Origin of the sequence: Arthrobacter sp. B6, assembly GCF_001663775.1 — a bacterium.
Lineage (GTDB): Bacteria > Actinomycetota > Actinomycetes > Actinomycetales > Micrococcaceae > Arthrobacter.
In genome coordinates this window covers 404,647-426,164 of sequence record NZ_KV467169.1, presented here as the reverse complement: position 1 = coordinate 426,164, position 21,518 = coordinate 404,647, and the positions used below count along the sequence as shown (strand labels likewise).

Sequence of the window (21,518 nt, the reverse complement as noted above, 5' to 3'; positions counted from 1 at the left end):
AGGCGGATTAGGCTGGTGCCATGGCCGGAATCATCGAATTCACCGGAACTGTGCTCACCGGGCCGGATGAGGAACGGCAGGGCCTGTGGTCGGTCGGCGGCCGCCTCACGTTCCGCCGTCCCGCCGCCGCGCCGGATGTTGTGCTTGACGGCTGGGTGCTGCCCGGGTTCGTCGATGCCCACTGCCATATCGGCCTGGGACCGGCCGGCGCCGTGCCGGATGACGTGGTTGAAGAACAGGCCCGTACGGATCGCGACGCCGGCACCCTCCTGGTCCGCGACGCCGGCGCGGTAAGTGATACCCGGTGGCTGCAGCAGCGCGATGACATGCCCAGGCTCATCCGCGCCGGGCGCCATATCGCCCGCTCCCGGCGCTATCTGCGGGACTTCGCCGTTGAGGTGGAGCCTGGGGGACTGGTTGAGGCGGTGCGGAAGCAGGCCCGGGCCGGCGACGGCTGGGTCAAACTCGTGGGGGACTGGATCGACCGGGACGCCGGTGATTTGGCGCCGTCGTTTCCCGACGCCGTCGTCCTGGACGCCGTGCGCGCTGCGCATGACGAGGGTGCACGCGTGACCGCCCACTGCTTTGGTGAAGACACGCTGGACCAGATGCTCGATGCCGGCATCGACTGCATCGAGCACGCCACCGGGCTGCTGCCGCGGCACCTTCCGCGGCTGGCCGGGCAGGGTGTTCCCATTGTGCCGACGCTCATCAACATCGACACGTTCCCCGGCATCGCCCGCCAGGCTGAAACGAAATTCCCGCGTTATGCCGCCCACATGCGCGCGCTGTGGGAGCGCAGGGCCGAACGGGTGCTGGAAGCTTTTGAGGCCGGCGTAAGGATCTTCGCGGGGACGGATGCGGGAAGCGTCATCCGGCATGGACGGATCGCGCATGAAATCCTCTCGCTGCACCAGGCAGGCCTTCCAGCGGCGGCGGCGCTCGACGCAGCCTGCTGGGGAGCGCGGGAGTGGCTGGGGGCGGAGGGGCTGTCCGAAGGCGCCAGCGCTGACGTGGTGGTGTGCCGGGCGGACCCTCGGAGCGTGCCCTCCACCATTGTGTCGCTCAAGGACGTTGTGCTGCGGGGAGAAGTGATCGGCTGACGGCTGAAGATCACATCCGGCACCGCTGGGAATAAATTGAAGCTTCAAGTAATTTAGAGGAGTAGAGGCCGACGAAATCCGACGGCCACCGGACCGGGAGTTTTCCAATGACTGCAGAATCCATCAGCCAGGACCTTCTACCTGCCGAGCTCACGATGGGCACGGTGATGCTGAAGGTGGGCGACATGAAGCTCATGACCGACTACTACCAGCGCGCGCTCGGGCTCGACGTCGTGGCCGAACAGGACGGCGGCCTGTACCTGGGCCGGCTTGGAAGGCCGCTGGTCCATTTGGCTGCCGCTCCCGGGTTGAACCTCCCGGGCAGGGGGGAAGCCGGTCTGTTCCATACTGCCCTGCTCTTTGAAGACCAGGCATCGTTGGCGGCCACCGTAGCCACCGCGGCGCAATATGAGCCACGCGCCTTCACCGGCAGTGCGGACCACTTGGTCAGTGAAGCCTTCTACTTCAATGATCCCGAAGGCAACGGCATTGAGCTGTACTGGGACCGGCCGCGCAAAAACTGGTCCTGGAACGGGACGGAAGTTGTCATGGACAGCCTGGCGCTGCCTCCCCAGCGCTACCTGGATCAGCATCTCACCCAGGAGTCCGTCGAGGGTCAGCGCGGGACGGCGGCGGGAGTGGGGCACGTCCACCTCCAGGTCGGCGATGTCCACACCGCCCAGGATTTCTACGTCGGCATCCTGGGGTTTGAGAAGACCGCCGGCTGGCACGGCCAGGCGCTTTTTGTGTCGGCCGGGCGCTACCACCACCACATGGCCATGAATGTCTGGAACAGCCGGGGCGCCGGCCCCCGGCAGGATACGCTCGGCCTGGGCGAGGTGCTTATTGAAGTGCCCTCCGGTGACGACGTCGGAGCGCTTGCCGACCGGCTGAAAGTCGCCGGAGTCTCCAGTCACCACACCGGAGCGGAGCTGCGCTTCGAGGATCCCTGGCGCAACCGCATCCGGGTCGCCGCCCGCTAAGCCGGGTGCGGCGGCCCCAAGTGCGCCAGGCCGTGTACTAGGCTGATTCCGAACGGCCGGGGCAGCTGTTCCGCTGCCTGCCAGGGCCGCACCGTCGACGGAATGAGGGCGATTCCCATGGGCTTCACCGAAATCTTTGTTTCAACCCACGAGGCCGCGCTTAAGCGTGCCGGTATCCTGGACGATGGCGGTTCCCCCGCAACTGCCGGTCTTCGGATTCCCGGCATCAGCGACTTCGAAATCGAACAGCTCGGGGACCTCGCCGGCGCAGCTGTGCATGCCGGCGGTGCGGACTACGAGCTGGCCATGGTGGACGTGGCCAGCGATTCGCTGCTCGGTGTTCCACCCGCGATGGTCCGTGCGCTCGCGGAGCTGCTCAGCTATGAGACCGAGGGCGACGGCGATGTGCTGGACGACGTCGCTGAAAAATGGGCTGCCCAGGACGATATGCCCTTCGGCGCGGCCGAGGCCAGGAAATACGTGCAGCAGCTGGCGGAGCTGGCGAGCGGAATTGACGATTCCGACCGCACGGGGCTGTACGTCTGGTCGTCCTGAGCTACGTGGCTGCGCCGCCGCGGGCCGGAGGGACCGTCCCAAGTCGAAATCCGGACGCTGATCTGGCACAATAAACAGGTACTCGATCTGCGTGGCCCCTCTCTCCGCGTCTGGATCCTGTCCTTCGAACCCTCAAGTATGGCCCGCCCCACGGGTGCAGAACGCCGGGTTCACCCCCTTTTCTGAAACAGGAGTGACCACAAAAGTGGCCGTAAAGATTCGCCTTAAGCGCTTTGGCAAGATGCGCGCACCGTACTACCGCATCGTCGTTGCAGACTCACGCACCAAGCGTGATGGCCGTGCAATCGAAGAGATCGGTAAGTACCACCCCACCGAAGAGCCCTCATACATCGAGGTTGACTCCGACCGTGCCCAGTACTGGCTGTCCGTCGGCGCCCAGCCGTCCGAGCAGGTTGCCGCGATCCTCAAGATCACCGGTGACTGGCAGAAGTTCAAGGGCCTCCCGGGCCAGGAAGGCACCCTGAAGACCAAGGCTCCGAAGGCTGCCTTCGTTGCCCCGGAAAAGGGTTCCGTGATCATCCCGGAAGCGATCACCAAGAAGTCCAAGCAGTCTGACGCGCCGGCCGAAGCCGAAGCAGAGACCACCGAGGCTGAGTAGATTGCTGGCTGAAGCGCTCGAACACCTGGTCCGCGGAATCGTTGATTCCCCGGAGGACGTCAAGGTCACCTCGAAGAACAACCGCCGCGGGGACACCCTCGAAGTGCGCGTTCATCAGGACGACCTCGGACGGGTGATCGGCCGCCAGGGCCGCACGGCACGCGCACTGCGCACCGTTGTGGCGGCACTGGCTGACGGCGAGCCGGTCAGGGTCGACGTCGTCGATACCGACCGCCGCCGCTAAAGCGCTCGGCAACACCAGTTTTGCTTCCGGCCCTTCCACCAACGGTGGAGGGGCCGGAGTGCTTTCACCACATCGCCCAACCCCCAGCACAACCACGAACAGAGGAACAGATGCAGCTTCAGGTGGCACGAATCGGCAAACCGCATGGAATCCGCGGGGAAGTGACGGTGCAGGTCCTGACAGACGCCCCGGCGGACCGGTTTGTTCCGGGCACCGAGTTTGTGGTGGAGCCGGCCTCGGCCGGGCCCCTGACTGTTGAAAGTGCGCGCTGGAACAAGGACATCCTCCTGCTTGCCTTCGAAGGAATCGAAACCCGCAACCAGGCTGAGACGCTCCGCGGCGCGAAGCTCTTCATCGAAACTGAGGAACTGGACGAGGACGACGACGAAGGCTGGTACGAGCACGAGCTGGTTGGACTGGAGGCCCGGGTGGGCTCGCAGGTGGTGGGCAAGATCGCAGCCCTGCACACCATGCCCGTCCAGGACCTGCTGGTGGTCGAAGCCCCGGACGGCAAGGAAATCCTGATCCCGTTCGTGGAGCAGATCGTTCCCGAGGTCAACGTCGCCCAAGGGTTTGTCCTGCTGACTCCGCCCGATGGCCTTTTTGACATCAACGCCGACGACGCCGGTGCGGCCGGGCCGGGGGACAACGCCTAGATGCGAATCGACGTCGTCAGCATCTTCCCGGAATACCTGGCGCCCCTGGAGCTGTCCCTCATCGGCAAGGCCCGCCAGGACGGTCTGCTGCACCTGAACGTACACGACCTCCGTGACTTCACCACGGACAAGCACCGCTCCGTGGACGACACACCCTACGGCGGGGGCGCCGGCATGGTGATGAAGGCTGAGCCCTGGGCGCAGGCCCTGGCCTCGGTGGCCGCAGCCGGCGAAGGCAAAGCGGCCAGGCCCGTGCTGATCGTCCCGTCGCCCGCGGGGGAGCGCTTTAGCCAGGCGCTGGCCTACGAGCTGGCCGAGGAGGAGCAGCTCGTTTTCGCCTGCGGACGCTACGAGGGCATTGATGAGCGCGTCCTGGAATGGGCGGAGGAGCACTTTAGCGTGCGGCCCGTGAGCCTGGGTGACTACGTCCTGAACGGCGGCGAAGTGGCCGTGCTTGCCATGGTGGAGGCCATCGGACGGCTGTTGCCCGGTGTTGTTGGCAATCCCGACTCCCTCGTGGAGGAGTCACACTCGGATGGGCTGCTTGAATACCCGGTCTACACGAAGCCCTCCGTCTGGCGCGGCCGGGAGGTGCCGCCGGTGCTGCTAAGCGGCAACCACGGGAAGATCGCGCAGTGGCGCCGCCATGAGCAGTTCCGGCGGACGGCTGAACGCCGTCCGGATCTGCTCGAAACGTTCGACGCGGGGAAGCTGCCCCGTGCGGACCGGACCGCTCTCGCCGAACTGGGGTACGACGTCGTCGACGGCCAGCTGCGGACCCGCACCGACGCGCCTGACTGACTGGGTGCACTCTGCCGGCGCCGATTGGCTGTAAGCGTCCTGATGTGGCAAAATTAGTCCTTGTGTCTGCTGGGTCCGCACCTGCCACAGGGGGAGCGCAACCAACAGCGGGACACCCCGGTGCCGCCAATCAGTGACGGAACCGGACCACAATACTTTCGACGGCAATTTCCGGATCGCGCAAGCGCCTCCGGGCTTGGCCGCCGTGACCCAAAGTGAATGACCTGTGGCGTTCACCCAGGAGTGGAATTATGCATATTCTCGATTCCGTAGATGCAGCCTCGCTGCGCAGCGACGTTCCTGCCTTCCGCGCGGGTGACACCCTCAAGGTGCACGTGAACATCATCGAAGGCAAGAACTCCCGTATCCAGGTATTCCAGGGCTTCGTCCTTGGCCGCCAGGGCGACGGCATCCGCGAAACCTTCACGGTCCGCAAGGTCTCCTTCGGCGTCGGCGTTGAGCGTACCTTCCCGGTGCACTCCCCGATCATCGACAAGATCGAGCTCGTCAGCAAGGGCGACGTCCGTCGCGCCAAGCTGTACTACATGCGCGCCCTGCGCGGTAAGGCCGCGAAGATCAAGGAAAAGCGCGACTTCACCACCGCCAAGTAAGTCCCCCGGACCTACGAGGCAGGGCCACAGCCGGACCAGGCCAGCGCCGGAGCCATTCGCAACAGCGCCCCAGGATACGGATTCATGGACCAGACAAAACGCCAGCCCAGGAGAATGGGCTGGCGTTTTGTGTTCCTGGCACTTTTACTCGCTGTCGGCATCAGCGGACTCGTCCGGTCGCTGTGGCTGGATGTCTACTACATTCCCTCAGAATCCATGGAACCGCTCCTGCAGGACGGGGACCGCATCCTGGTCTCCAGGACGGACTTCAACGCTGACCCCGTCCGCCGGGGCGACATTGTGGTTTTTGACGGACGGGGCACTTTCGCCCCGCTGAACAGCGGAAAGGGTCCGCTGGCCGACACCGCAGCGGCGGCCGCCCAATGGCTTGGGGTGGCCGGGAGCGACACAACCTACGTCAAGAGAGTCATCGGCCTTCCCGGAGACACTGTGGTCTGTTGTGACGCTGACGGGAAGGTCACTGTCAACGGGGCGCCGCTGGACGAGCCGTACGTCTTCCCGGGGGATGCAGCCAGCACGCAGCCATTTACCGCAGTCGTGCCGGACGGCCGGCTGTGGCTGCTCGGGGACCACCGGTCCCTGTCCGCCGATTCCCGGAGCCTGCTCGGCGCACCGGGCGGTGGAATGGTGCCGCTGGACAGGGTGATCGGCAGGCCGGTCCAGATTGTCTGGCCGCTTGATAGATTTGCTTCAGTATCACGGCCGCAGCAGGCAGGAACAACAACAGAGGACGGACAGTAGATGCCCGAGAACCACGCCCGGATCCCTGATCCTGGCCATGACGGCGGACCGCATGCCCCCGCCGCGCGCGCTGCTGCCGAAACGGACGCCGCTGCCGCCGCTCCGGAGTCCCCGATCACCGCCGGGGAAGGGGCACCGGCCAGCCCGGCCGCCGGGAAGCACTCTGCCGCTCCCCGGGCGGAGCCTTCCGCTCCGAGTCCCCTTCTCGCGTGGTTGAAGGAAGTCGCCACGGTGGTGGTGATCGCAGTGGTGCTGTCATTCCTGATCAAAACGTTCCTGTTCCGCGCGTTCTACATTCCATCGGAATCCATGGTCAACACGCTCGACGTCAACGACCGCATCTTCGTCAACCTGCTGGTACCCGAACCATTCGCGCTGGAACGAGGCGATGTGGTGGTCTTCCGGGACACCCAGGGCTGGCTGGCCGCCGCGCCTGAGAAGACCGAAGGTCCGTTCACCTGGGTCCAGGACGGCCTGACGTTCGTGGGCCTGCTGCCGGACAACTCGCAGCAGCATCTCGTCAAGCGTGTCATTGGCCTCCCCGGGGACCACGTGATCTGCTGCGACGCCGGCGGTAAACTGACCATCAACGGATCCCCGATCGATGAGGGCTACGTCAACGGCGCCGAAGTCCCGCAGATCCGGACCTTTGATGTCGTTGTACCAGAGGGAAAGGTCTGGGTTATGGGTGACAACCGCAACCACTCGGCTGATTCCCGCTCCCACATGGAAGCCAACGGCGGCTTCATCAACCTGGCCGATATCGAGGGCAAGGCAGCTGTCATCGCGTGGCCGCTGAACCGGATCACCGTCCTCGACAACTACCCGGACGCCTTCAAGAACGTGCCCGCCGGAGGCTGACGATGTCCGCAGCATCACCGCTCGCTCCACCCAAGACTGCCGCGCGCCCCGCTACTGGCCCCCGTTCCAAAGCCCCCACCCTGCGCCACGAACGCACTTTCAAAGCCTTCGGGGCCAGGTATCTCGCCGGCGTCGACGAAGTGGGGCGCGGTGCCCTGGCCGGCCCGGTGAGCGTTGGGATCGCCGTCGTGGACCTTCTGGCCCAAAAACCGCTTGCCGGCGTGCGGGACAGCAAACTGCTTAGCCCGGCAGAACGGGAACGCCTGGAACCGCTGGTACGCAAATGGAGCGTGGCTTCGGCTGTGGGGCACGCCTCCGCCGCGGAGATCGACGCGCTGGGCATCATTGCCGCGCTGCGCTTGGCCGGCACCCGCGCCTGGCTGGAAGTCCTGGCCACGGGGATCACCCCCGACGTCGTCCTCCTGGACGGCAGCCACAACTGGCTCTCGCCGGCGGGGCAGCCGTCCCTGTTCGATGAGGCGCCCAGTGGCCCCGGCTGCGACGCTCCCGTCCACACCCGGGTGAAGGCGGACATGCAGTGCCTGAGCGTTGCGGCCGCCAGCGTGATTGCCAAGGTCGAACGCGACCAGCAGATGCGCCAGCTGCACGCAGAGTTCCCTGATTTTGGTTGGGATATTAACAAGGGATACGCCACGTCCCTGCACCGAGACGTGCTCCGTACCGCCGGCCCCACGCCGTACCACCGGGTGAGCTGGCGGCTGCTGGGCGGAGAACTCTGAGTCCAGCCGTTCGCCGTGACGCCAGCGCTGTGCTGAATGGTGCAAGATGGAAGCATGAGTGCCGAGGATCTTGAAAACTATGAAACCGACATGGAGCTTCAGCTCTACCGTGAATACCGGGATGTCGTCGGGCTGTTCAGCTACGTTGTCGAGACCGAACGGCGTTTCTACCTTGCCAACCACGTGGATCTCCAGGCGCGCAGCGCCGACGGCGAGGTCTACTTTGACCTGACACTGCAGGACGCGTGGGTGTGGGACGTCTACCGCTCCGCCCGGTTCGTCAAGAGCGTCCGTGTCCTGACGTTCAAGGACGTCAACGTCGAGGAGCTTCCGCGCAACGAGGAACTGGCGTTGCCCAAGGACGTTGACCTCGGCAACTGACCCCCTGCCTGGGGCCTGCCTGGGCACACCACTTGTCCCCAACATCCCCGGCAACCGGCCGGGTTACCCACATAGGCGAATAGCTCCCTGTCCTCCGCGGTCCTGCTCCAGCAGGCTGAATCGCGGAGGTACACATGAAATCCAAAGACCTGTTGGGCCGGCGCGGCGAGGACTTCGCCGCCGATTATCTTGAATCACTGGGCATGCTGGTGGTGGAGCGCAACTGGCGCTGCACCGAGGGTGAAATCGATATTGTTGCCCTCGACGGCGACGCCTTGGTCATTGCCGAGGTGAAGACCCGCCGTTCCCTTGACTACGGACATCCCTTTGAAGCCGTGGGCGCCGCGAAGCTGGCGCGGCTCCACAGGCTGGGTTCAGCCTGGTGCCGGGACCGCGAACTTCGGATGCCGCTGCGGCGCGTCGATGTCATCGCCGTGGTGGACGACGGCATAGGCGGACCCGTGGTGGAGCACCTCAAAGGGGTGGGGTAAATGGCTTTGGGCCGGACCTACTCCGTAGCCCTCGTGGGGTTGAACGGGTACATCGTCGAGGTCGAGGCAGACATAGGACAGACCCTGCCGGCCTTTGTCCTCCTGGGCCTGCCGGATGCTGCCCTCAACGAAGCGAAGGAGCGCATACGTTCTGCCGCCAAGAACTCCGGAATTCCGCTAAGCAGGCGAAAAATCACTGCCAACCTGATCCCGGCGTCGCTCCCCAAACGCGGTTCAGGCTTTGACCTCGCCGTCACCATGGCTGTCCTGCGTGCCGCGAACGACATCAAACCGACCGAGCGTACAGTCTTCATCGCTGAATTGGGGCTGGACGGGCGGCTGAGGCCGGTGCGGGGCATCCTCCCGGCCGTGATGGCTGCCGTGCGGGCCGGTTACCCGGACATCGTCGTGGCACAGGCAAACCTGGCTGAGGCCGCGCTGGTGCCGGACGCCAACGTCAGGGGATACCGGACGCTTGCCAGGCTCGCCCTCGACTTTGGCGCCGATCCGCAGGAACTGGCGCTGGACTTCGAACCAGACGATGAGGCTGACGCGAATGGCACAGAACCAGGTCACGCCGCCGTACCCGACATGGCCGATGTCTCAGGGCAGGGGGACGCGCGGAGGGCGCTGGAAGTGGCAGCCGCCGGCGCCCACCACTTGTTGCTCACCGGACCGCCGGGTGCGGGCAAAACCATGCTGGCGGAGCGCCTGCCCGGCCTCCTCCCGGACCTCGCGGACAACGAGGCCATGGAAGTCACCGCAATACATTCCCTCTGCGGCATGCCCTCCTCAGCAGTCCAGCTCCTCCGCAGGCCGCCCTTTGAAAACCCTCATCATTCCGCCACCGCGGCTGCCATCATCGGAGGCGGGTCGGGACTGCCCCGGCCCGGCGCCGCGTCGCGGGCCCACCGCGGCATCTTGTTCCTTGACGAAGCCCCTGAATACGAACGACGCGTCCTGGACGCCCTGAGGCAGCCACTGGAGAGCGGCGAACTCGTCATCCACCGCTCTGCCGGCACCGCCGCGTACCCGGCAAGGTTCCAATTGGTTCTTGCCGCCAACCCGTGCCCCTGCGGCAAAGCGTCCGGAAAGGGGCTGGACTGCACCTGCACGCCCATGATGCGACGCCGTTACCTCGCCAGGATGTCCGGACCCCTCCTGGACCGCGTGGACATCCAACTGCAGGTGGAGCGTGTTTCGCTGGCGGACTTCGGCCAGGCCGGCGTGGAAGAGGACACCGCTGCGGTGGCGCAGCGTGTGCGTGCCGCCCGCGGCCGGCAAACTGAGCGGCTGCACCCTCTGGGCCTGGAAACCAATTCGCAGGTCCCCGGGCGTATCCTGCGTGGCGAACTCCGGCTCCCGGCGTCTTCAACGCGCATCCTGGACCACGCCCTGGAGCGCGGCGTCCTGACGGCAAGGGGCTATGACAGAGTACTGCGCCTCGCTTGGACACTGGCCGACCTTGCACACCGTGGCAGGCCGGATCCCGATGACATTGGACAGGCCCTTGGCCTCCGGCAGGCCGCTTCGGCCGCGGCATAAGGAACGACGCATGCACAACGAACGGATGGCCCGCGCCTCTTTGTCGCGCCTGATGGAACCGCAGGACGCGGCGGGACTCGCCCTGGTCAAAGCGGCAGGAGCCTCGGACGCACTCCGGATCGCTACGGGGCAGCTGGCCGCTGGACCAGCCCTGGAACAGGAGATCACGGCGCTGTTGGCAGAGAATGGTGCCGGAACCAGCTGGGCCGGGATCGGGGCAGCACTGAAGCGCTGGGCCCCCAGGATCCCGGATCTCGCACCCGAGCGGGACTTGTCCACGATGGCCCGCCTTGGGGGTCGGCTGATTGTCCCGTCTGATGACCTGTGGCCCGCGCAACTTTCGGATCTCGGACTGCAGGAACCCATCTGCCTCTGGTGGCGCGGCCTGGAACAGGAACTCCCGGATGCTGCGCGGTGCGTGGCGCTGGTGGGATCCCGCGACAGCACCAGCTATGGTGCATCCGTTACCGGAGACCTGGCCTACTCGTTGTCACAGCGCGGGTTCACCGTGGTGTCCGGCGGGGCGTACGGCATCGATGCCCACGCCCATCGTGCTGCCTTGGCCGGCGGATCCGGCGCAGTGCCCACCATCGCCGTGATGGCCGGCGGTGTCGACAGGTTTTATCCGTCGGGGAACGAGGACCTCCTCCGGGCGGTCAGCAACCAGGGGGCGGTACTGGCTGAGGTTCCGCCCGGGTCGGCGCCAACGCGTTACAGGTTCCTGCAGCGTAACCGCCTCATCGCGGCCCTGTCCGCCGTGACGGTGGTAGTGGAAGCACGCTGGCGGTCAGGCGCCCTGAACACTGCCCATCACGCAGAAACCCTGGGCCGCGCCGTTGGTGCAGTCCCTGGATCCGTCCACAGCGCGAATTCGGCGGGCTGCCATCGTCTTCTCCGGGACGGCGGCGCCATTTGCGTGACAGATGCCGGCGAGATAGCAGAGCTCGCGTCACCCAGCGGCGAAGCTCTTCCCGAGGCCCGGACGGTTCACGCAGCAGACCATGATGGCCTGACGCTCGAGGATCTGATTCTTCTCGACGCACTCCCGCTCCGGTCCACAAGTTCGGTAGACAAACTTTGTGCCGTTGCAGGGCTCAGCCAGGAATCGGTCCGCGCGGGCCTGGGCAGACTGGGCCTCCTGGGCCTTGCTGTTTCTGAACGGGGCGGATGGAAGCGGGCCAAAGCGTCAGCCTAAACGCTGTGTCCGCAGCGCATCTGTGTACGAATGCTGGGAGAGTAGGAATGTGGAGAATCAGGAACTGCCCCCGGCCCTTGAAAGCGCCGTCACTGCCTTTGGGAACTATCTGGCGGGGGAGCGGGCCAGGTCGGGGCACACTCTGAGGGCCTACCTCTCAGACATTAGGAGCCTCCTGTCGTACGCCGCTTCCGAAGGAGTCACGGAACTGCCGGGCCTTGAACTAGGTACGCTGCGGCGGTGGCTCGGGGCTCAAAGCGAGGCGGGGTCCTCCCGGTCCACCCTCGCCCGGAGATCGGCAACGACGCGGTCCTTTACGGCCTGGGCCGTCCGGGAGGAACTGATCACCGCGGATCCCTCGCTGCGGCTGAAGGCCCCAAAGAAGGAAAAGTCACTGCCCGGTGTCTTGCAGTCGCAGCAACTGACGCGGCTGCTGGCCAGCCTTGAAGAAGCGGCCGCGGAGGGGGCGCCGCTGGCTGTGCGCAACCGGGCGATGGTGGAGCTCCTCTACGCCACAGGCCTGCGTGTGGGTGAGCTGGCCGGAATGGACGTCGATGACTTCAACCCGGACCGCCGGACGCTCCGCGTCATCGGCAAGGGCAACAAGGAAAGAACAGTTCCCTACGGCGTTCCCGCTGCCGTCGCCTTGTATGACTGGCTCCGCAAGGGACGGCCACGACTGGCCACGGAAAAAAGCGGAGCTGCGCTCTTCCTGGGAATCCGCGGCAACCGGGTGGACCAGCGGCAGGTGCGGGAAGTCGTGAAGGGGCTTTTCGACGCACTGGGCGACACGTCGGCAACGGGGCCCCACGCACTGCGGCATTCGGCTGCAACGCACCTGTTGGACGGAGGCGCGGACCTGCGGGCCGTCCAGGAAATCCTGGGGCACAGCAGCCTTGCGACCACGCAGATCTACACCCACGTCTCTGTGGAACGCCTCCGCAAGAGCTACCAGCAGGCCCATCCGAGGGCTTAAATCGCGGCCGTCAGGCCCGCGGCACCCTGACTTCCCCAAACGTGACGCCCGACGAGGAAGTTCGGGAATTGCAGTGGCGTAATTAGGCGGCGTACGGCACAATAAGAGTCAAGTCCGGAAACTTTCAAGTCTCGCTTGAAGCTCGTTGCTTCGCGCGTCACAGCAAGTCCGGACACAGTTACATATTCGGGCAGGGATAAACGCAGCCGACAGGAACACGGCACAGCGCATTTCATTCAGGCAGAGGTCGTTGGGGAAGACGTACCTACAGCTATGGAGGATGGAATGTCTGTTGCAATGACCCGCGGTGTGTTGTTCGTGCACTCGGCCCCTACCGCTCTGTGCCCGCACGTGGAGTGGGCCATTGGATCCGTCGTGGACAAGCGGACGGATCTTGAGTGGACCCCTCAACCTGCCGCGCCCGGAATGTTCCGGGCCGAGCTCTCCTGGACCGGGACTCCCGGAACAGGGGCGAAGCTGGCATCCTCGCTTCGCGGCTGGGCACATCTCCGCTACGAGGTCACTGAAGAGCCCAGCCAGGGTGTCGACGGCGGCCGTTGGTCGCACACCCCCGAACTGGGGATCTTCCACGCCACCACCGACGTGCACGGCAACATCATGGTCTCCGAGGATCGGATCCGGTACGCCTACGAATCCGGCGCAGGAGATCCCTCCGCGGTTTATCACGAGTTGTCCCTCGCCCTCGGAGAAGCGTGGGACGAAGAGCTCGAGCCCTTCCGTCACGCTGCCGAGGGGGCCCCGGTGCGCTGGCTCCACCAGGTCGGCTGAACGTCGCCACAGCGGGGCTGACCGTCGCGGACCACCAGCCGTCCCCATAGCAAAGCAGGGGCCCAGCCAACCGGCTGGGCCCCTGCTTTGCACCACAGTGATGCTAGACGCTGCGTACTGCGATCACGGCGTTGTGGCCACCGAAGCCGAAAGAGTTGCTCAGCGCCACGATGTTCCCTGCAGGAAGGTCACGCGCGGACGTGACGACGTCGAGCGGGATGTCCGGATCCTGGTTTTCGAGGTTGATGGTGACCGGGGCCTTGCGCTCGTAGACGGCGAGCACGGTGAGGACGGCCTCAACGGCGCCGGACGCACCCAGCAGGTGGCCCATCTGCGACTTGGTGGCCGAGACAGCCACGTTGTCGATGTGGTTACCCAGCGCCGCACGAAGCGCCGTGTACTCGGGCTTGTCGCCGACGGGCGTCGACGTCGCGTGTGCGTTGACGTGAACCACGTCCTCGGCCTGGATGCGGCCGTCGAACATTGCAGCCTTCAGTGCACGGGTTGCACCCAGGCCTTCGGGGTCGGGTGCAGTGATGTGGTAGGCGTCGGCGGTCACGGACGTGCCGGCTAGTTCGCCGTAAATGCGTGCTCCACGTGCCAAAGCGTGCTCTTCGGCTTCAAGGACCAGCGCGCCGGCGCCTTCACCCATGACAAAGCCGTCGCGGCCGAGGTCATAAGGACGGGAGGCGCCCTGGGGGTCGTCGTTCCGGCGGGAAAGCGCCTGCATGGAGGCGAACGCGGCGAGGGGCATGGGGTGGATGGCAGCTTCGGCGCCTCCGCACATAACCACGTCGGCCTTGCCGGAGCGGATCAGGTCCAGTCCGAGGTGAAGGGCTTCGGTGCCGGAAGCGCAGGCGGAAACCGGAGTGTGGGCGCCTGCGCGGGCGCCGAGGTCAAGGCTGACGGCTGCCGCGACACCGTTGGGCATCAGCATAGGAACCGTCATCGGCAGGACACGCCGCGGTCCTTTTTCCTTAAGGGTGTCCCATGCGTCCAGCAGGGTCCAGACGCCGCCGATGCCCGTTGCGAAGGCAACCGCAAGGCGGTCCTGGTCGACCTCGGTGATACCCGAGTCGGCCCATGCTTCCCGCGAGGCGACGACGCCGAATTGGGTTGAGGGGTCCATGCGCTTAGCTTCAACACGGCTCAGGACGTCGAGGGCGGGAGTGCTGCAGCGCGCGGCGAAGTGCACGGGGAGTTCATACTTGGCAACCCAGTCGTCCTCCAGGGTGCGGGCACCAGAGACCCCCTTAAGCGCGTTCTTCCACATAGTGGGTACGTCGCCGCCGATGGGCGTGGTGGCACCCAGACCGGTAATGACTACTTTGCGTGTCATGGGATCACTCTCTGTCGGTGGGCAGCCCGGCTCCGGTATTCTCCGGCGGGATCCCGCGTGTGGGGTGTAGGGCAGGTGGCTGCGGATTGAATGCGGCTGGACTGCCAGTCCGGAGTTCCCGGGCCGGCAGTCCAGCCAAGCCGTAAGCCGCTGGCGCTCTGGCTAGGCCTGCGCGCCGGCGATGAAGCTGACGGCGTCGCCAACGGTCTTGAGGTTCTTGACTTCTTCGTCCGGGATGCGCACGCCGAACTTCTCTTCAGCGTTGACCACGATGGTCATCATGGAGATGGAGTCGATGTCCAGGTCCTCGGTGAAAGACTTGTCCAACTCCACGGCCTCGGGCGCGAGGCCGGTCTCTTCGTTGACGATTTCAGCCAAGCCGGACAGGATCTCTTCGTTGCTAGCCATTGATGGCTCCTTTTCTTGTTATTGCCGGCAGTGGCTGCCGGAAACGGATCAGACAGCGGATGCTGTCTGTGTGGGGCGTTACTAAGGAAGGACGACCACCTGGGCGCCGAAGACGAGCCCGGCTCCGAACCCGATCTGCAGCGCAAGACCGCCGCTGAGCCCTGGATTTTCCTGGAGCAGCCGGTGCGTGGCCAGGGGGATGGAAGCGGCCGAGGTGTTGCCGGCGTCGGCGATGTCACGGGCCACGGTGACTGATTCGGGAAGCTTGAGCTTCTTCACCATTTCGTCGATGATCCGCATGTTCGCCTGGTGCGGTATGAACGCCACAAGGTCCTCGGCCTGCACGCCGGCGGCCTCGAGGGCCTGCTGGGCCACCTTTGCCATTTCCCACACGGCCCAGCGGAACACGGTCTGCCCATCCTGGCGCAGCGTCGGCCACAAGTCCTGGGCTTCTTCCAGCAGGGCGAAATCACCGGACTCGTCCGACTGGCGCGCCGCCTGGCTCAGGGCCCGGACGTCGAGCATGGACCGTGTCATGCCAATGGCATCCCACTTGCTGCCGTCTGAGCCCCATACGGATGGGCCAATGCCGGGTGTGTCGGAGGGGCCGATCACTACGGCGCCGGCACCGTCGCCGAGCAGGAACGAGATGGTCCGCTCATGGTTGTCGATAACGTCTGAGAGCTTTTCCGCACCGACAACCAGGACGTACTTGGCCGCGCCCGACCGGACCAGGGCATCACCCTGGGCAATGCCGTAGCAGTAACCGGCGCAGGCAGCGGAGATGTCAAAGGCAGGGGCCGGCGTTGCGCCCAGCCGGTCAGCCAGGCTGGCAGCCGCCGAGGGCGTGGCGTAGGGGTGGGTCACGGTGGAGACGATGACGGCGCCGAGCTGTGAGGGCTCGATGCCAGCCTGCTTGAGAGCCTCCTGCGCCGCCCCTTCAGCCATATCGATGACGCTGACGTCAGCCGGCGCGCGGTGGCGGGTCACAATGCCGGTGCGTTGCCGGATCCATTCGTCCGAGGAATCAATCCACTGGCAGACGTCGTCGTTGGTAACAATGATGTCTGGACGGTATGCGCCGATTCCCAGGATGCGGGTGTTCTCCTGCACTGGGGCCTGTTTCAGCGTGGGAACGCTCATGCGTTGCCCTCCAGTTCTGCGAAGAGTGCCAGTGCGGCGGAGAGGTCCTCCGGCGTCTTGACGGCAACCGTCCTGACTCCCGGCATGCCGCGCTTGGCGAGGCCTGCAAGTGTGCCAGCCGGAGCCAGTTCGATGACTCCGGTGACGCCCTGCTGCACCATCGTATCCATGCAAAGGTCCCAGCGGACAGGACGGGAAACCTGGGCGATCAGGCTGTCGACGCCAGCAGTTCCGCCCAATACGTCCTTGCCGTCAAAGTTGGAGAGCAGCGGCACCTGCGGATCCTGGGGACTCAGAGTGGGCTTGAGCGCCTCCAGGGCACTGACTGCCGGCGCCATGTGGGAGGTGTGGAACGCCCCTGCGACCTTGAGAGGAATAACGCGCGCCTTGGCGGGCGGGTTCTCGGCCAGCGCCTTGAGCTGGTCAAAGGTTCCCGCTGCCACCGTCTGGCCTGCACCGTTGACGTTGGCCGGAGTGGCGCCGGCTGCTTCGATCGCCGCCAGGACCTCCGCGGGGTCGCCGCCCACCACAGCGCTCATGCCTGTGGGGGTCACTGCGGCTGCCGCGGCCATGCTGTTGGCCCGCTCCCGGACAAAAGTCATGGCTTCCTGCTCGGTGAGGACTCCGGCCAGGGCAGAGGCCGTGATTTCGCCTACCGAATGGCCGGCGAGAATCACCGGGAGGGTACTGAGTTCGACGTCGAAGAGGGACTTCGCCGCCACCAGGCCGGCCGCCACAATAAGCGGCTGCGCAACGGCGGTGTCCTTGATGGTCTCCTCGTCAGAGGTGGTCCCGTGGGCCGTCAGGTCGATGCCTGCGATTTCACTCAGGGAGGCCAGCTGGCCTGCTACCGAAGGCAGTTCCAGCCAGGGGGCCAGAAAACCCGGGGTCTGTGAGCCCTGTCCAGGGCAGACTATTGCAAGCACGTATCCAGCTTTCCAAATTACTGTGTGATCCAGCGGTGTTTCTCTGCACCAAGCTCACGGGGTCAGGTTGTAGGAAGTCTACAACGCCTTAGGGCTGATTCCGCGCCGCATGACGTTCCACCGGTGCTTTCGGAGGAGCCGCGAGGCGACCTACCACCAGCGCAGCCTGGAGCACAAACGCCTCCCGCGGGAGGAGCGGATCCCAGCCCGTGACGTCGCAGACCCGCTTCAGCCGGTACCTGACGGTGTTCGCATGAACAAACAGTTCCCGGGCTGTCGCCTCCAGCGAGTGGCCCAGCTCCAGGTAGGTGCCAAGTGTCTCAACCAGCCCATTGGACGCGGCCACGAGGGGTCGGTAGATGTTCTTGACGAGTGAGCGGCGCGCCGCGTCGTCACCGGAGATGACACGCTCGGGGAGCAGGTCGTCGGCGGCTACGGGCCGCGGGGCCGACGGCCATGCCCTGGCTGCGGTCAGGCCGGCAAAGGCCGATTGCGCGGACCCGCTGGCTTCCAGCAAAGAACTCGCCTCGGGGCCGTAGACCACCGGCCCTGGGGCAAACATTTCGCTGAGTTTCAAATACGCCGTTTCACGGTCCTGCACGCCGCCGAGGATAAGGATCAGCCGGTCACCCTGGATCCCTACCAGGGCATCTTCGGCATAGCGCCCTGCCAGGCGCCGCAACTCGCTGACATAGCTGGCGCTGGGTTCTGATGGCGAATTGCCGACCATCACCGTGAATCGCTCCTGCGCTTTCCAGCCCAGGGCGGCAATTCGTGAACGCAGCGCGTCCGTGTTCTCGCCGCGCAGGATGGCGTCAACGATCAGCGCTTCCAGCCTCGTATCCCAGGAGCCACGGGACTCAGCGGCCCTCGCGTAGACATCAGCGGCAGCGAAGGCCACCTCGCGCGAATACCGCAGCACGGCCTCACGGAGCGATGGTTGGTCAGCCTCGGGTGCGATGACTGGAACCTGGTCTTCCACCACTTCAACCACGATCCGGATCAGCTGCAGCGCCTTCTGGAGGCTGATGGAGCGTGTGAGTTCCGTCGGGGCAGTGCCAAAAACATCGGACAGGATCCATGACGGCGAGCTGGGCCGCTCGTACCAGGTGACGAAGGCAGCGATGCCGTTTTGCGCCACCATGCCCAAGGCGGACCGTTCATCAGAGCTGAGCCGGCTGTACCAGGGCAGTGATTTTTCAAGCTGCCGAAGGGTTGTGGTGGACAATTGGCCCACGCTTGCCCGGAGCTTTTTCAGGGTTTCGGATTTCTCCGGAGTCATGCTGCGCGAGGACGGCTTGCGCTTCACGGGCGGGGAAGTTGGCTCTGGCATCCTTTGAGCATACGGTGCGCGCCCCGCAAGCTCCATTTGTGCAAAGGCTACAACGGCGGTGGTTCTGCGTCACAGTCCCGTCCATAGCTCCCTCTGGCGCAGGAACGACGACGGCGGCCCTCACCTTTCGGTGGGGACCGCCGTCGTCGTTCTCCCGCTGAAAGTTTTTGTCCAGATAGGGTGCCTTCGTTGCCCCCTGCGGGGCATTATCTGGACAAAAACTCAGGAGGGTGGATCAGGAGTCGCCGCCCGCGTTGCCGGTGGAACCGGCATTAACGTTGTGCAGGCGGTACTTCTCAATGGCCTTCATCGGCGACTGGGCGTCCACTTCGCCGCGGCGCGCAAGCATCTCCAGCGAACGGACCACGATGGAGTGGATGTCGTTCTTGAAGAACCGGCGTGCTGCTGCGCGGGTGTCGGAGAAGCCGAAGCCGTCCGCGCCGAGCGAGGCGAACTCGTTCGGCAGGAACTGCCGGATCTGGTCCGGGACGGCCTTCATGTAGTCCGAGACGGCCACGATCGGTCCCGTGGCACCGGCGAGCTGCTGGGTGACAAACGGAACGCGGGCGGGCTGGCCCGGGTTCAGGAACGCCTCTTCCTCGGCGGCCATGCCGTCGCGGCGGAGCTCGTTCCAGGACGTGACGGACCAGACATCCGCGGAGACGCCCCAGTCCTCGGCCAGGAGCCGCTGGGCTTCCAGCGCCCACGGCACCGAAACTCCGGAGGCAAGGAGCTGGGTCCGGGGACCGTCGATCTTTGCCGGAGCAAGCAGGTAAATGCCCTTCAGCACGCCCTCGACGTCAAGCTCCTCGGGTTCGGCGGGCTGGGTGATCGGTTCGTTGTACACCGTCAGGTAGTACATCAGGTTCCGGTCGGCTGAGTCCGGCCCGTACATCCGTTCGATTCCGTCGCGGATGATGTGGCCCATTTCGTAGCCGTAGGCGGGGTCGTAGGTGACCACTGCCGGGTTGGTGGCGGCGAGGATGGGGGAGTGGCCGTCGGCGTGCTGGAGTCCTTCGCCGGTGAGGGTGGTCCGTCCTGCGGTGGCGCCGATGATGAAGCCGCGGGTCATTTGGTCCGCTGCTGCCCAGAAGGCGTCGCCGGTGCGCTGGAAGCCGAACATGGAGTAGAACACGTAGACCGGGATCAGGGGCACGCCGTGGGTGGCGTAGGCGGTGCCGGCGGCGGTGAAGGCTGCGACGGCGCCGGCTTCGTTGATGCCGGGGTGGATCAGCTGGCCCTGCGCGGATTCCTTGTAGGCCAGGACCAGGTCCCGGTCCACGGACAGGTAGTTCTGGCCCTTGGGGTTGTAGATCTTCGCAGTGGGGAAGAACGCGTCCATGCCGAACGTTCGCGCCTCATCCGGAATGATCGGGGCGATGTGCTTGCCGAAGTTCTTGTCCCGCATCAGGTCCTTGAGCAGGCGCACAAACGCCATGGTGGTGGCCGCCTGCTGCTTTCCGGAGCCGCGCTTGGCCACCTCGTAGGTCTTGGCGTCCGGCAGCGCGATGTCAGCGTGCTTTGCGCGGCGCTCCGGAACAGACCCGCCGAGGGCGGCGCGCCGTTCCATCATGTACTTGATTTCCGGCGCTTCAATGCCCGGGTGGAAGTACGGCGGCTGGTACGGGTCCTTCTCCAGCTGCTCGTCTGTGACCGGAATGCGCAGATGATCCCTGAACTTCTTGAGGTCGTCGAGGGTGAGTTTTTTCATCTGGTGGGTGGCGTTGCGGCCTTCGAAGTGGGGTCCGAGTCCGTAGCCCTTGACGGTTTTGGCGAGGATGACGGTGGGTTTGCCCTTGAATTCGGTGGCTGCCTTGTACGCGGCGTAGACCTTGCGGTAGTCGTGGCCGCCGCGTTTGAGGTTCCAGATCTGGTCATCGGTGAGGTCCGCGACGAGGTCTTTGGTGGCCGGGTCCTTGCCGAAGAAGTGTTCGCGGACGAACCCGCCGGATTCGGCCTTGTAGGTCTGGTAGTCCCCGTCGGGGGTTTCGTTCATGATCTTCACCAGCGACCCGTCGGTGTCCTTGGTGAGCAGCTCATCCCATTCCCGGCCCCAGACGACCTTGATCACGTTCCAGCCCGCGCCGCGGAAGAACGCTTCGAGTTCCTGCATGATCTTTCCGTTGCCGCGCACCGGCCCGTCCAGGCGCTGGAGGTTGCAGTTGATCACGAAGTTCAGGTTGTCCAGGTTCTCGTTCGCGGCGAGCTGGAGCAGGCCGCGGGACTCGGGCTCGTCCATTTCGCCGTCGCCCAGGAACGCCCAGACCTGCTGGTCCGAGGTGTCTTTCAGGCCCCGGTTGTGCAGATACCGGTTGGACTGGGCCTGGTAGATCGCGTTCATCGGCCCGATGCCCATGGACACGGTGGGGAATTCCCAGAACCCGGGCATCAGCCTTGGGTGCGGGTAAGAGGACAGGGCATGGCCGGCGCGGGACTTTTCCTGCCGGAACCCGTCCAGGTCCTCCTCGGTCAGCCGGCCTTCCATGAACGCACGGGCGTACATGCCCGGGGACGCGTGGCCCTGGAAGAAGACCTGGTCACCGCCGCCGGGGTGGTCCTTGCCGCGGAAGAAGTGGTTGAAGCCCACCTCGTACAAGGTCGCGGCGCCGGCGTAGGTGGAGATGTGCCCGCCCACGCCGATGTTGGGCCGCTGGGACCGGTGCACCATCACCGCGGCGTTCCAGCGCATGTACGCCCGGTACCGGCGCTCGAACTCCTCGTTACCCGGGAACTCGGCTTCCTGGTCCACCGGAATCGTGTTCACGTAATCAGTGGTGGTCACCATCGGCACCCCGACGCTCTGCGCACCGGCACGCTGCAACAGGCTCCGCATGATGTATTGGGCACGCTCCGTGCCCTGTTCCCTGATCAGCGAATCCAGGGACTCAACCCACTCGGCGGTCTCTTCCGGATCACGATCAGGCAGCTGGTTAGTCAACCCGCTGAGGATATGGGAGGTATCTTCTCCTGCAGCCACGTCCAACCTCTCTTTGCGCGCATTCATCGGCGCTCCCAGGCCGGGCAGGGTGGCTGTCCGGCGTGATGCGACGTGTGCGA

The 21,518-nt window shown here is 65.3% G+C and carries 23 protein-coding genes; 17 read left to right on the top strand and 6 right to left on the bottom strand.

The genetic code is table 11. The features are described 5' to 3' along the window. Positions 1–20 precede the first annotated feature (20 nt). The 17 genes from AU175_RS16640 (at position 21) to AU175_RS16560 (ending at position 13,312) form a co-directional block, all read left to right on the top strand. Entirely contained in the window at positions 21–1,103 is a 1,083-nt protein-coding gene (locus AU175_RS16640) for an amidohydrolase family protein (protein WP_066292185.1), read from the top strand. A 107-nt stretch (positions 1,104–1,210) separates the two neighbouring features. Beyond that, complete coding sequence (locus tag AU175_RS16635) at positions 1,211–2,086, top strand: VOC family protein (RefSeq protein ID WP_066292175.1); 876 nt, start codon at positions 1,211–1,213, stop codon at positions 2,084–2,086. Positions 2,087–2,203: 117 nt separating this feature from the next. Beyond that, positions 2,204–2,641, top strand: a complete 438-nt coding sequence (locus AU175_RS16630; RefSeq protein ID WP_197497164.1) for a hypothetical protein — start codon at positions 2,204–2,206, stop codon at positions 2,639–2,641. Positions 2,642–2,846: 205 nt separating this feature from the next. Then, positions 2,847–3,260 carry a 30S ribosomal protein S16 gene (gene rpsP / locus AU175_RS16625; RefSeq protein ID WP_066292171.1) on the top strand — a complete coding sequence of 138 codons (414 nt, stop codon included), beginning with the start codon at positions 2,847–2,849 and terminating at the stop codon, positions 3,258–3,260. 1 nt (position 3,261) lies between these two features. Beyond that, positions 3,262–3,504, top strand: coding sequence for an RNA-binding protein (locus tag AU175_RS16620; RefSeq protein ID WP_066292169.1), 243 nt, complete (start codon positions 3,262–3,264; stop codon positions 3,502–3,504). A gap of 110 nt (positions 3,505–3,614) precedes the next feature. After that, on the top strand, positions 3,615–4,160 hold the full coding sequence (gene rimM / locus AU175_RS16615; RefSeq protein WP_197497163.1) for a ribosome maturation factor RimM: 546 nt from the start codon (positions 3,615–3,617) through the stop codon (positions 4,158–4,160). Then, positions 4,161–4,961: a tRNA (guanosine(37)-N1)-methyltransferase TrmD gene (trmD, locus tag AU175_RS16610; RefSeq protein WP_066292162.1), complete on the top strand. Its 801-nt coding sequence runs from the start codon at positions 4,161–4,163 to the stop codon at positions 4,959–4,961. A gap of 251 nt (positions 4,962–5,212) precedes the next feature. Next, positions 5,213–5,572 carry a 50S ribosomal protein L19 gene (rplS, locus tag AU175_RS16605; protein ID WP_066292160.1) on the top strand — a complete coding sequence of 120 codons (360 nt, stop codon included), beginning with the start codon at positions 5,213–5,215 and terminating at the stop codon, positions 5,570–5,572. An 84-nt stretch (positions 5,573–5,656) separates the two neighbouring features. Next, the gene (lepB, locus tag AU175_RS16600) at positions 5,657–6,334 is read left to right on the top strand and encodes a signal peptidase I (protein ID WP_066292156.1); all 678 of its coding nucleotides are present in this window, start codon (positions 5,657–5,659) and stop codon (positions 6,332–6,334) included. Then, positions 6,335–7,195, top strand: a complete 861-nt coding sequence (gene lepB / locus AU175_RS16595) for a signal peptidase I (RefSeq protein ID WP_066292154.1) — start codon at positions 6,335–6,337, stop codon at positions 7,193–7,195. It abuts the gene before it with no gap. Between the two features lie 2 nt (positions 7,196–7,197). After that, complete coding sequence (locus tag AU175_RS16590; protein ID WP_066292148.1) at positions 7,198–7,935, top strand: ribonuclease HII; 738 nt, start codon at positions 7,198–7,200, stop codon at positions 7,933–7,935. 54 nt (positions 7,936–7,989) lie between these two features. After that, positions 7,990–8,316 (top strand): DUF2469 domain-containing protein, encoded by a 327-nt coding sequence (locus AU175_RS16585; protein WP_056335405.1) that lies wholly within the window; start codon positions 7,990–7,992, stop codon positions 8,314–8,316. 134 nt (positions 8,317–8,450) lie between these two features. Continuing rightward, positions 8,451–8,807 (top strand): YraN family protein, encoded by a 357-nt coding sequence (locus AU175_RS16580; RefSeq protein WP_066292147.1) that lies wholly within the window; start codon positions 8,451–8,453, stop codon positions 8,805–8,807. Then, positions 8,808–10,352, top strand: coding sequence for a YifB family Mg chelatase-like AAA ATPase (locus tag AU175_RS16575; RefSeq protein ID WP_066292145.1), 1,545 nt, complete (start codon positions 8,808–8,810; stop codon positions 10,350–10,352). 10 nt (positions 10,353–10,362) lie between these two features. Continuing rightward, entirely contained in the window at positions 10,363–11,547 is a 1,185-nt protein-coding gene (dprA, locus tag AU175_RS16570) for a DNA-processing protein DprA (protein ID WP_066292142.1), read from the top strand. A 49-nt stretch (positions 11,548–11,596) separates the two neighbouring features. Continuing rightward, positions 11,597–12,523, top strand: coding sequence for a tyrosine recombinase XerC (locus tag AU175_RS16565; RefSeq protein ID WP_066292140.1), 927 nt, complete (start codon positions 11,597–11,599; stop codon positions 12,521–12,523). A gap of 285 nt (positions 12,524–12,808) precedes the next feature. Continuing rightward, entirely contained in the window at positions 12,809–13,312 is a 504-nt protein-coding gene (locus tag AU175_RS16560) for a DUF3145 domain-containing protein (protein WP_066292139.1), read from the top strand. A gap of 103 nt (positions 13,313–13,415) precedes the next feature. On the opposite strand, the gene AU175_RS16555 is transcribed toward AU175_RS16560, so the two are convergent. From AU175_RS16555 to aceE, 6 genes are all read right to left on the bottom strand, one after another. Further along, complete coding sequence (locus AU175_RS16555; RefSeq protein WP_066292137.1) at positions 13,416–14,651, bottom strand: beta-ketoacyl-[acyl-carrier-protein] synthase family protein; 1,236 nt, start codon at positions 14,649–14,651, stop codon at positions 13,416–13,418. Positions 14,652–14,813: 162 nt separating this feature from the next. After that, complete coding sequence (locus AU175_RS16550; RefSeq protein WP_066292130.1) at positions 14,814–15,059, bottom strand: acyl carrier protein; 246 nt, start codon at positions 15,057–15,059, stop codon at positions 14,814–14,816. Between the two features lie 81 nt (positions 15,060–15,140). Then, positions 15,141–16,202 carry a beta-ketoacyl-ACP synthase III gene (locus AU175_RS16545; protein ID WP_066292128.1) on the bottom strand — a complete coding sequence of 354 codons (1,062 nt, stop codon included), beginning with the start codon at positions 16,200–16,202 and terminating at the stop codon, positions 15,141–15,143. Continuing rightward, the gene (locus tag AU175_RS16540) at positions 16,199–17,128 is read right to left on the bottom strand and encodes an ACP S-malonyltransferase (RefSeq protein ID WP_197497162.1); all 930 of its coding nucleotides are present in this window, start codon (positions 17,126–17,128) and stop codon (positions 16,199–16,201) included. The genes AU175_RS16545 and AU175_RS16540 overlap by 4 nt, the downstream gene beginning before the upstream one ends. An 88-nt stretch (positions 17,129–17,216) precedes the next feature. Beyond that, positions 17,217–18,461 carry a PucR family transcriptional regulator gene (locus AU175_RS16535; protein WP_066292122.1) on the bottom strand — a complete coding sequence of 415 codons (1,245 nt, stop codon included), beginning with the start codon at positions 18,459–18,461 and terminating at the stop codon, positions 17,217–17,219. Positions 18,462–18,696: 235 nt separating this feature from the next. Next, on the bottom strand, positions 18,697–21,465 hold the full coding sequence (gene aceE / locus AU175_RS16530) for a pyruvate dehydrogenase (acetyl-transferring), homodimeric type (RefSeq protein ID WP_197497161.1): 2,769 nt from the start codon (positions 21,463–21,465) through the stop codon (positions 18,697–18,699). Positions 21,466–21,518 lie beyond the last annotated feature (53 nt).

Coding starts and splice junctions, on each gene's coding strand:
- AU175_RS16640 (WP_066292185.1), top strand. CDS start 21: ATGGCCGGAATCATCGAATTCACCGGAACTGTGCTCACCGGGCCGGAT.
- AU175_RS16635 (WP_066292175.1), top strand. CDS start 1,211: ATGACTGCAGAATCCATCAGCCAGGACCTTCTACCTGCCGAGCTCACG.
- AU175_RS16630 (WP_197497164.1), top strand. CDS start 2,204: ATGGGCTTCACCGAAATCTTTGTTTCAACCCACGAGGCCGCGCTTAAG.
- rimM (WP_197497163.1), top strand. CDS start 3,615: ATGCAGCTTCAGGTGGCACGAATCGGCAAACCGCATGGAATCCGCGGG.
- trmD (WP_066292162.1), top strand. CDS start 4,161: ATGCGAATCGACGTCGTCAGCATCTTCCCGGAATACCTGGCGCCCCTG.
- rplS (WP_066292160.1), top strand. CDS start 5,213: ATGCATATTCTCGATTCCGTAGATGCAGCCTCGCTGCGCAGCGACGTT.
- lepB (WP_066292156.1), top strand. CDS start 5,657: ATGGACCAGACAAAACGCCAGCCCAGGAGAATGGGCTGGCGTTTTGTG.
- lepB (WP_066292154.1), top strand. CDS start 6,335: ATGCCCGAGAACCACGCCCGGATCCCTGATCCTGGCCATGACGGCGGA.
- AU175_RS16590 (WP_066292148.1), top strand. CDS start 7,198: ATGTCCGCAGCATCACCGCTCGCTCCACCCAAGACTGCCGCGCGCCCC.
- AU175_RS16585 (WP_056335405.1), top strand. CDS start 7,990: ATGAGTGCCGAGGATCTTGAAAACTATGAAACCGACATGGAGCTTCAG.
- AU175_RS16580 (WP_066292147.1), top strand. CDS start 8,451: ATGAAATCCAAAGACCTGTTGGGCCGGCGCGGCGAGGACTTCGCCGCC.
- AU175_RS16575 (WP_066292145.1), top strand. CDS start 8,808: ATGGCTTTGGGCCGGACCTACTCCGTAGCCCTCGTGGGGTTGAACGGG.
- dprA (WP_066292142.1), top strand. CDS start 10,363: ATGCACAACGAACGGATGGCCCGCGCCTCTTTGTCGCGCCTGATGGAA.
- AU175_RS16560 (WP_066292139.1), top strand. CDS start 12,809: ATGTCTGTTGCAATGACCCGCGGTGTGTTGTTCGTGCACTCGGCCCCT.
- AU175_RS16555 (WP_066292137.1), bottom strand. CDS start 14,651: ATGACACGCAAAGTAGTCATTACCGGTCTGGGTGCCACCACGCCCATC.
- AU175_RS16550 (WP_066292130.1), bottom strand. CDS start 15,059: ATGGCTAGCAACGAAGAGATCCTGTCCGGCTTGGCTGAAATCGTCAAC.
- AU175_RS16545 (WP_066292128.1), bottom strand. CDS start 16,202: ATGAGCGTTCCCACGCTGAAACAGGCCCCAGTGCAGGAGAACACCCGC.
- AU175_RS16535 (WP_066292122.1), bottom strand. CDS start 18,461: ATGCCAGAGCCAACTTCCCCGCCCGTGAAGCGCAAGCCGTCCTCGCGC.
- aceE (WP_197497161.1), bottom strand. CDS start 21,465: ATGAATGCGCGCAAAGAGAGGTTGGACGTGGCTGCAGGAGAAGATACC.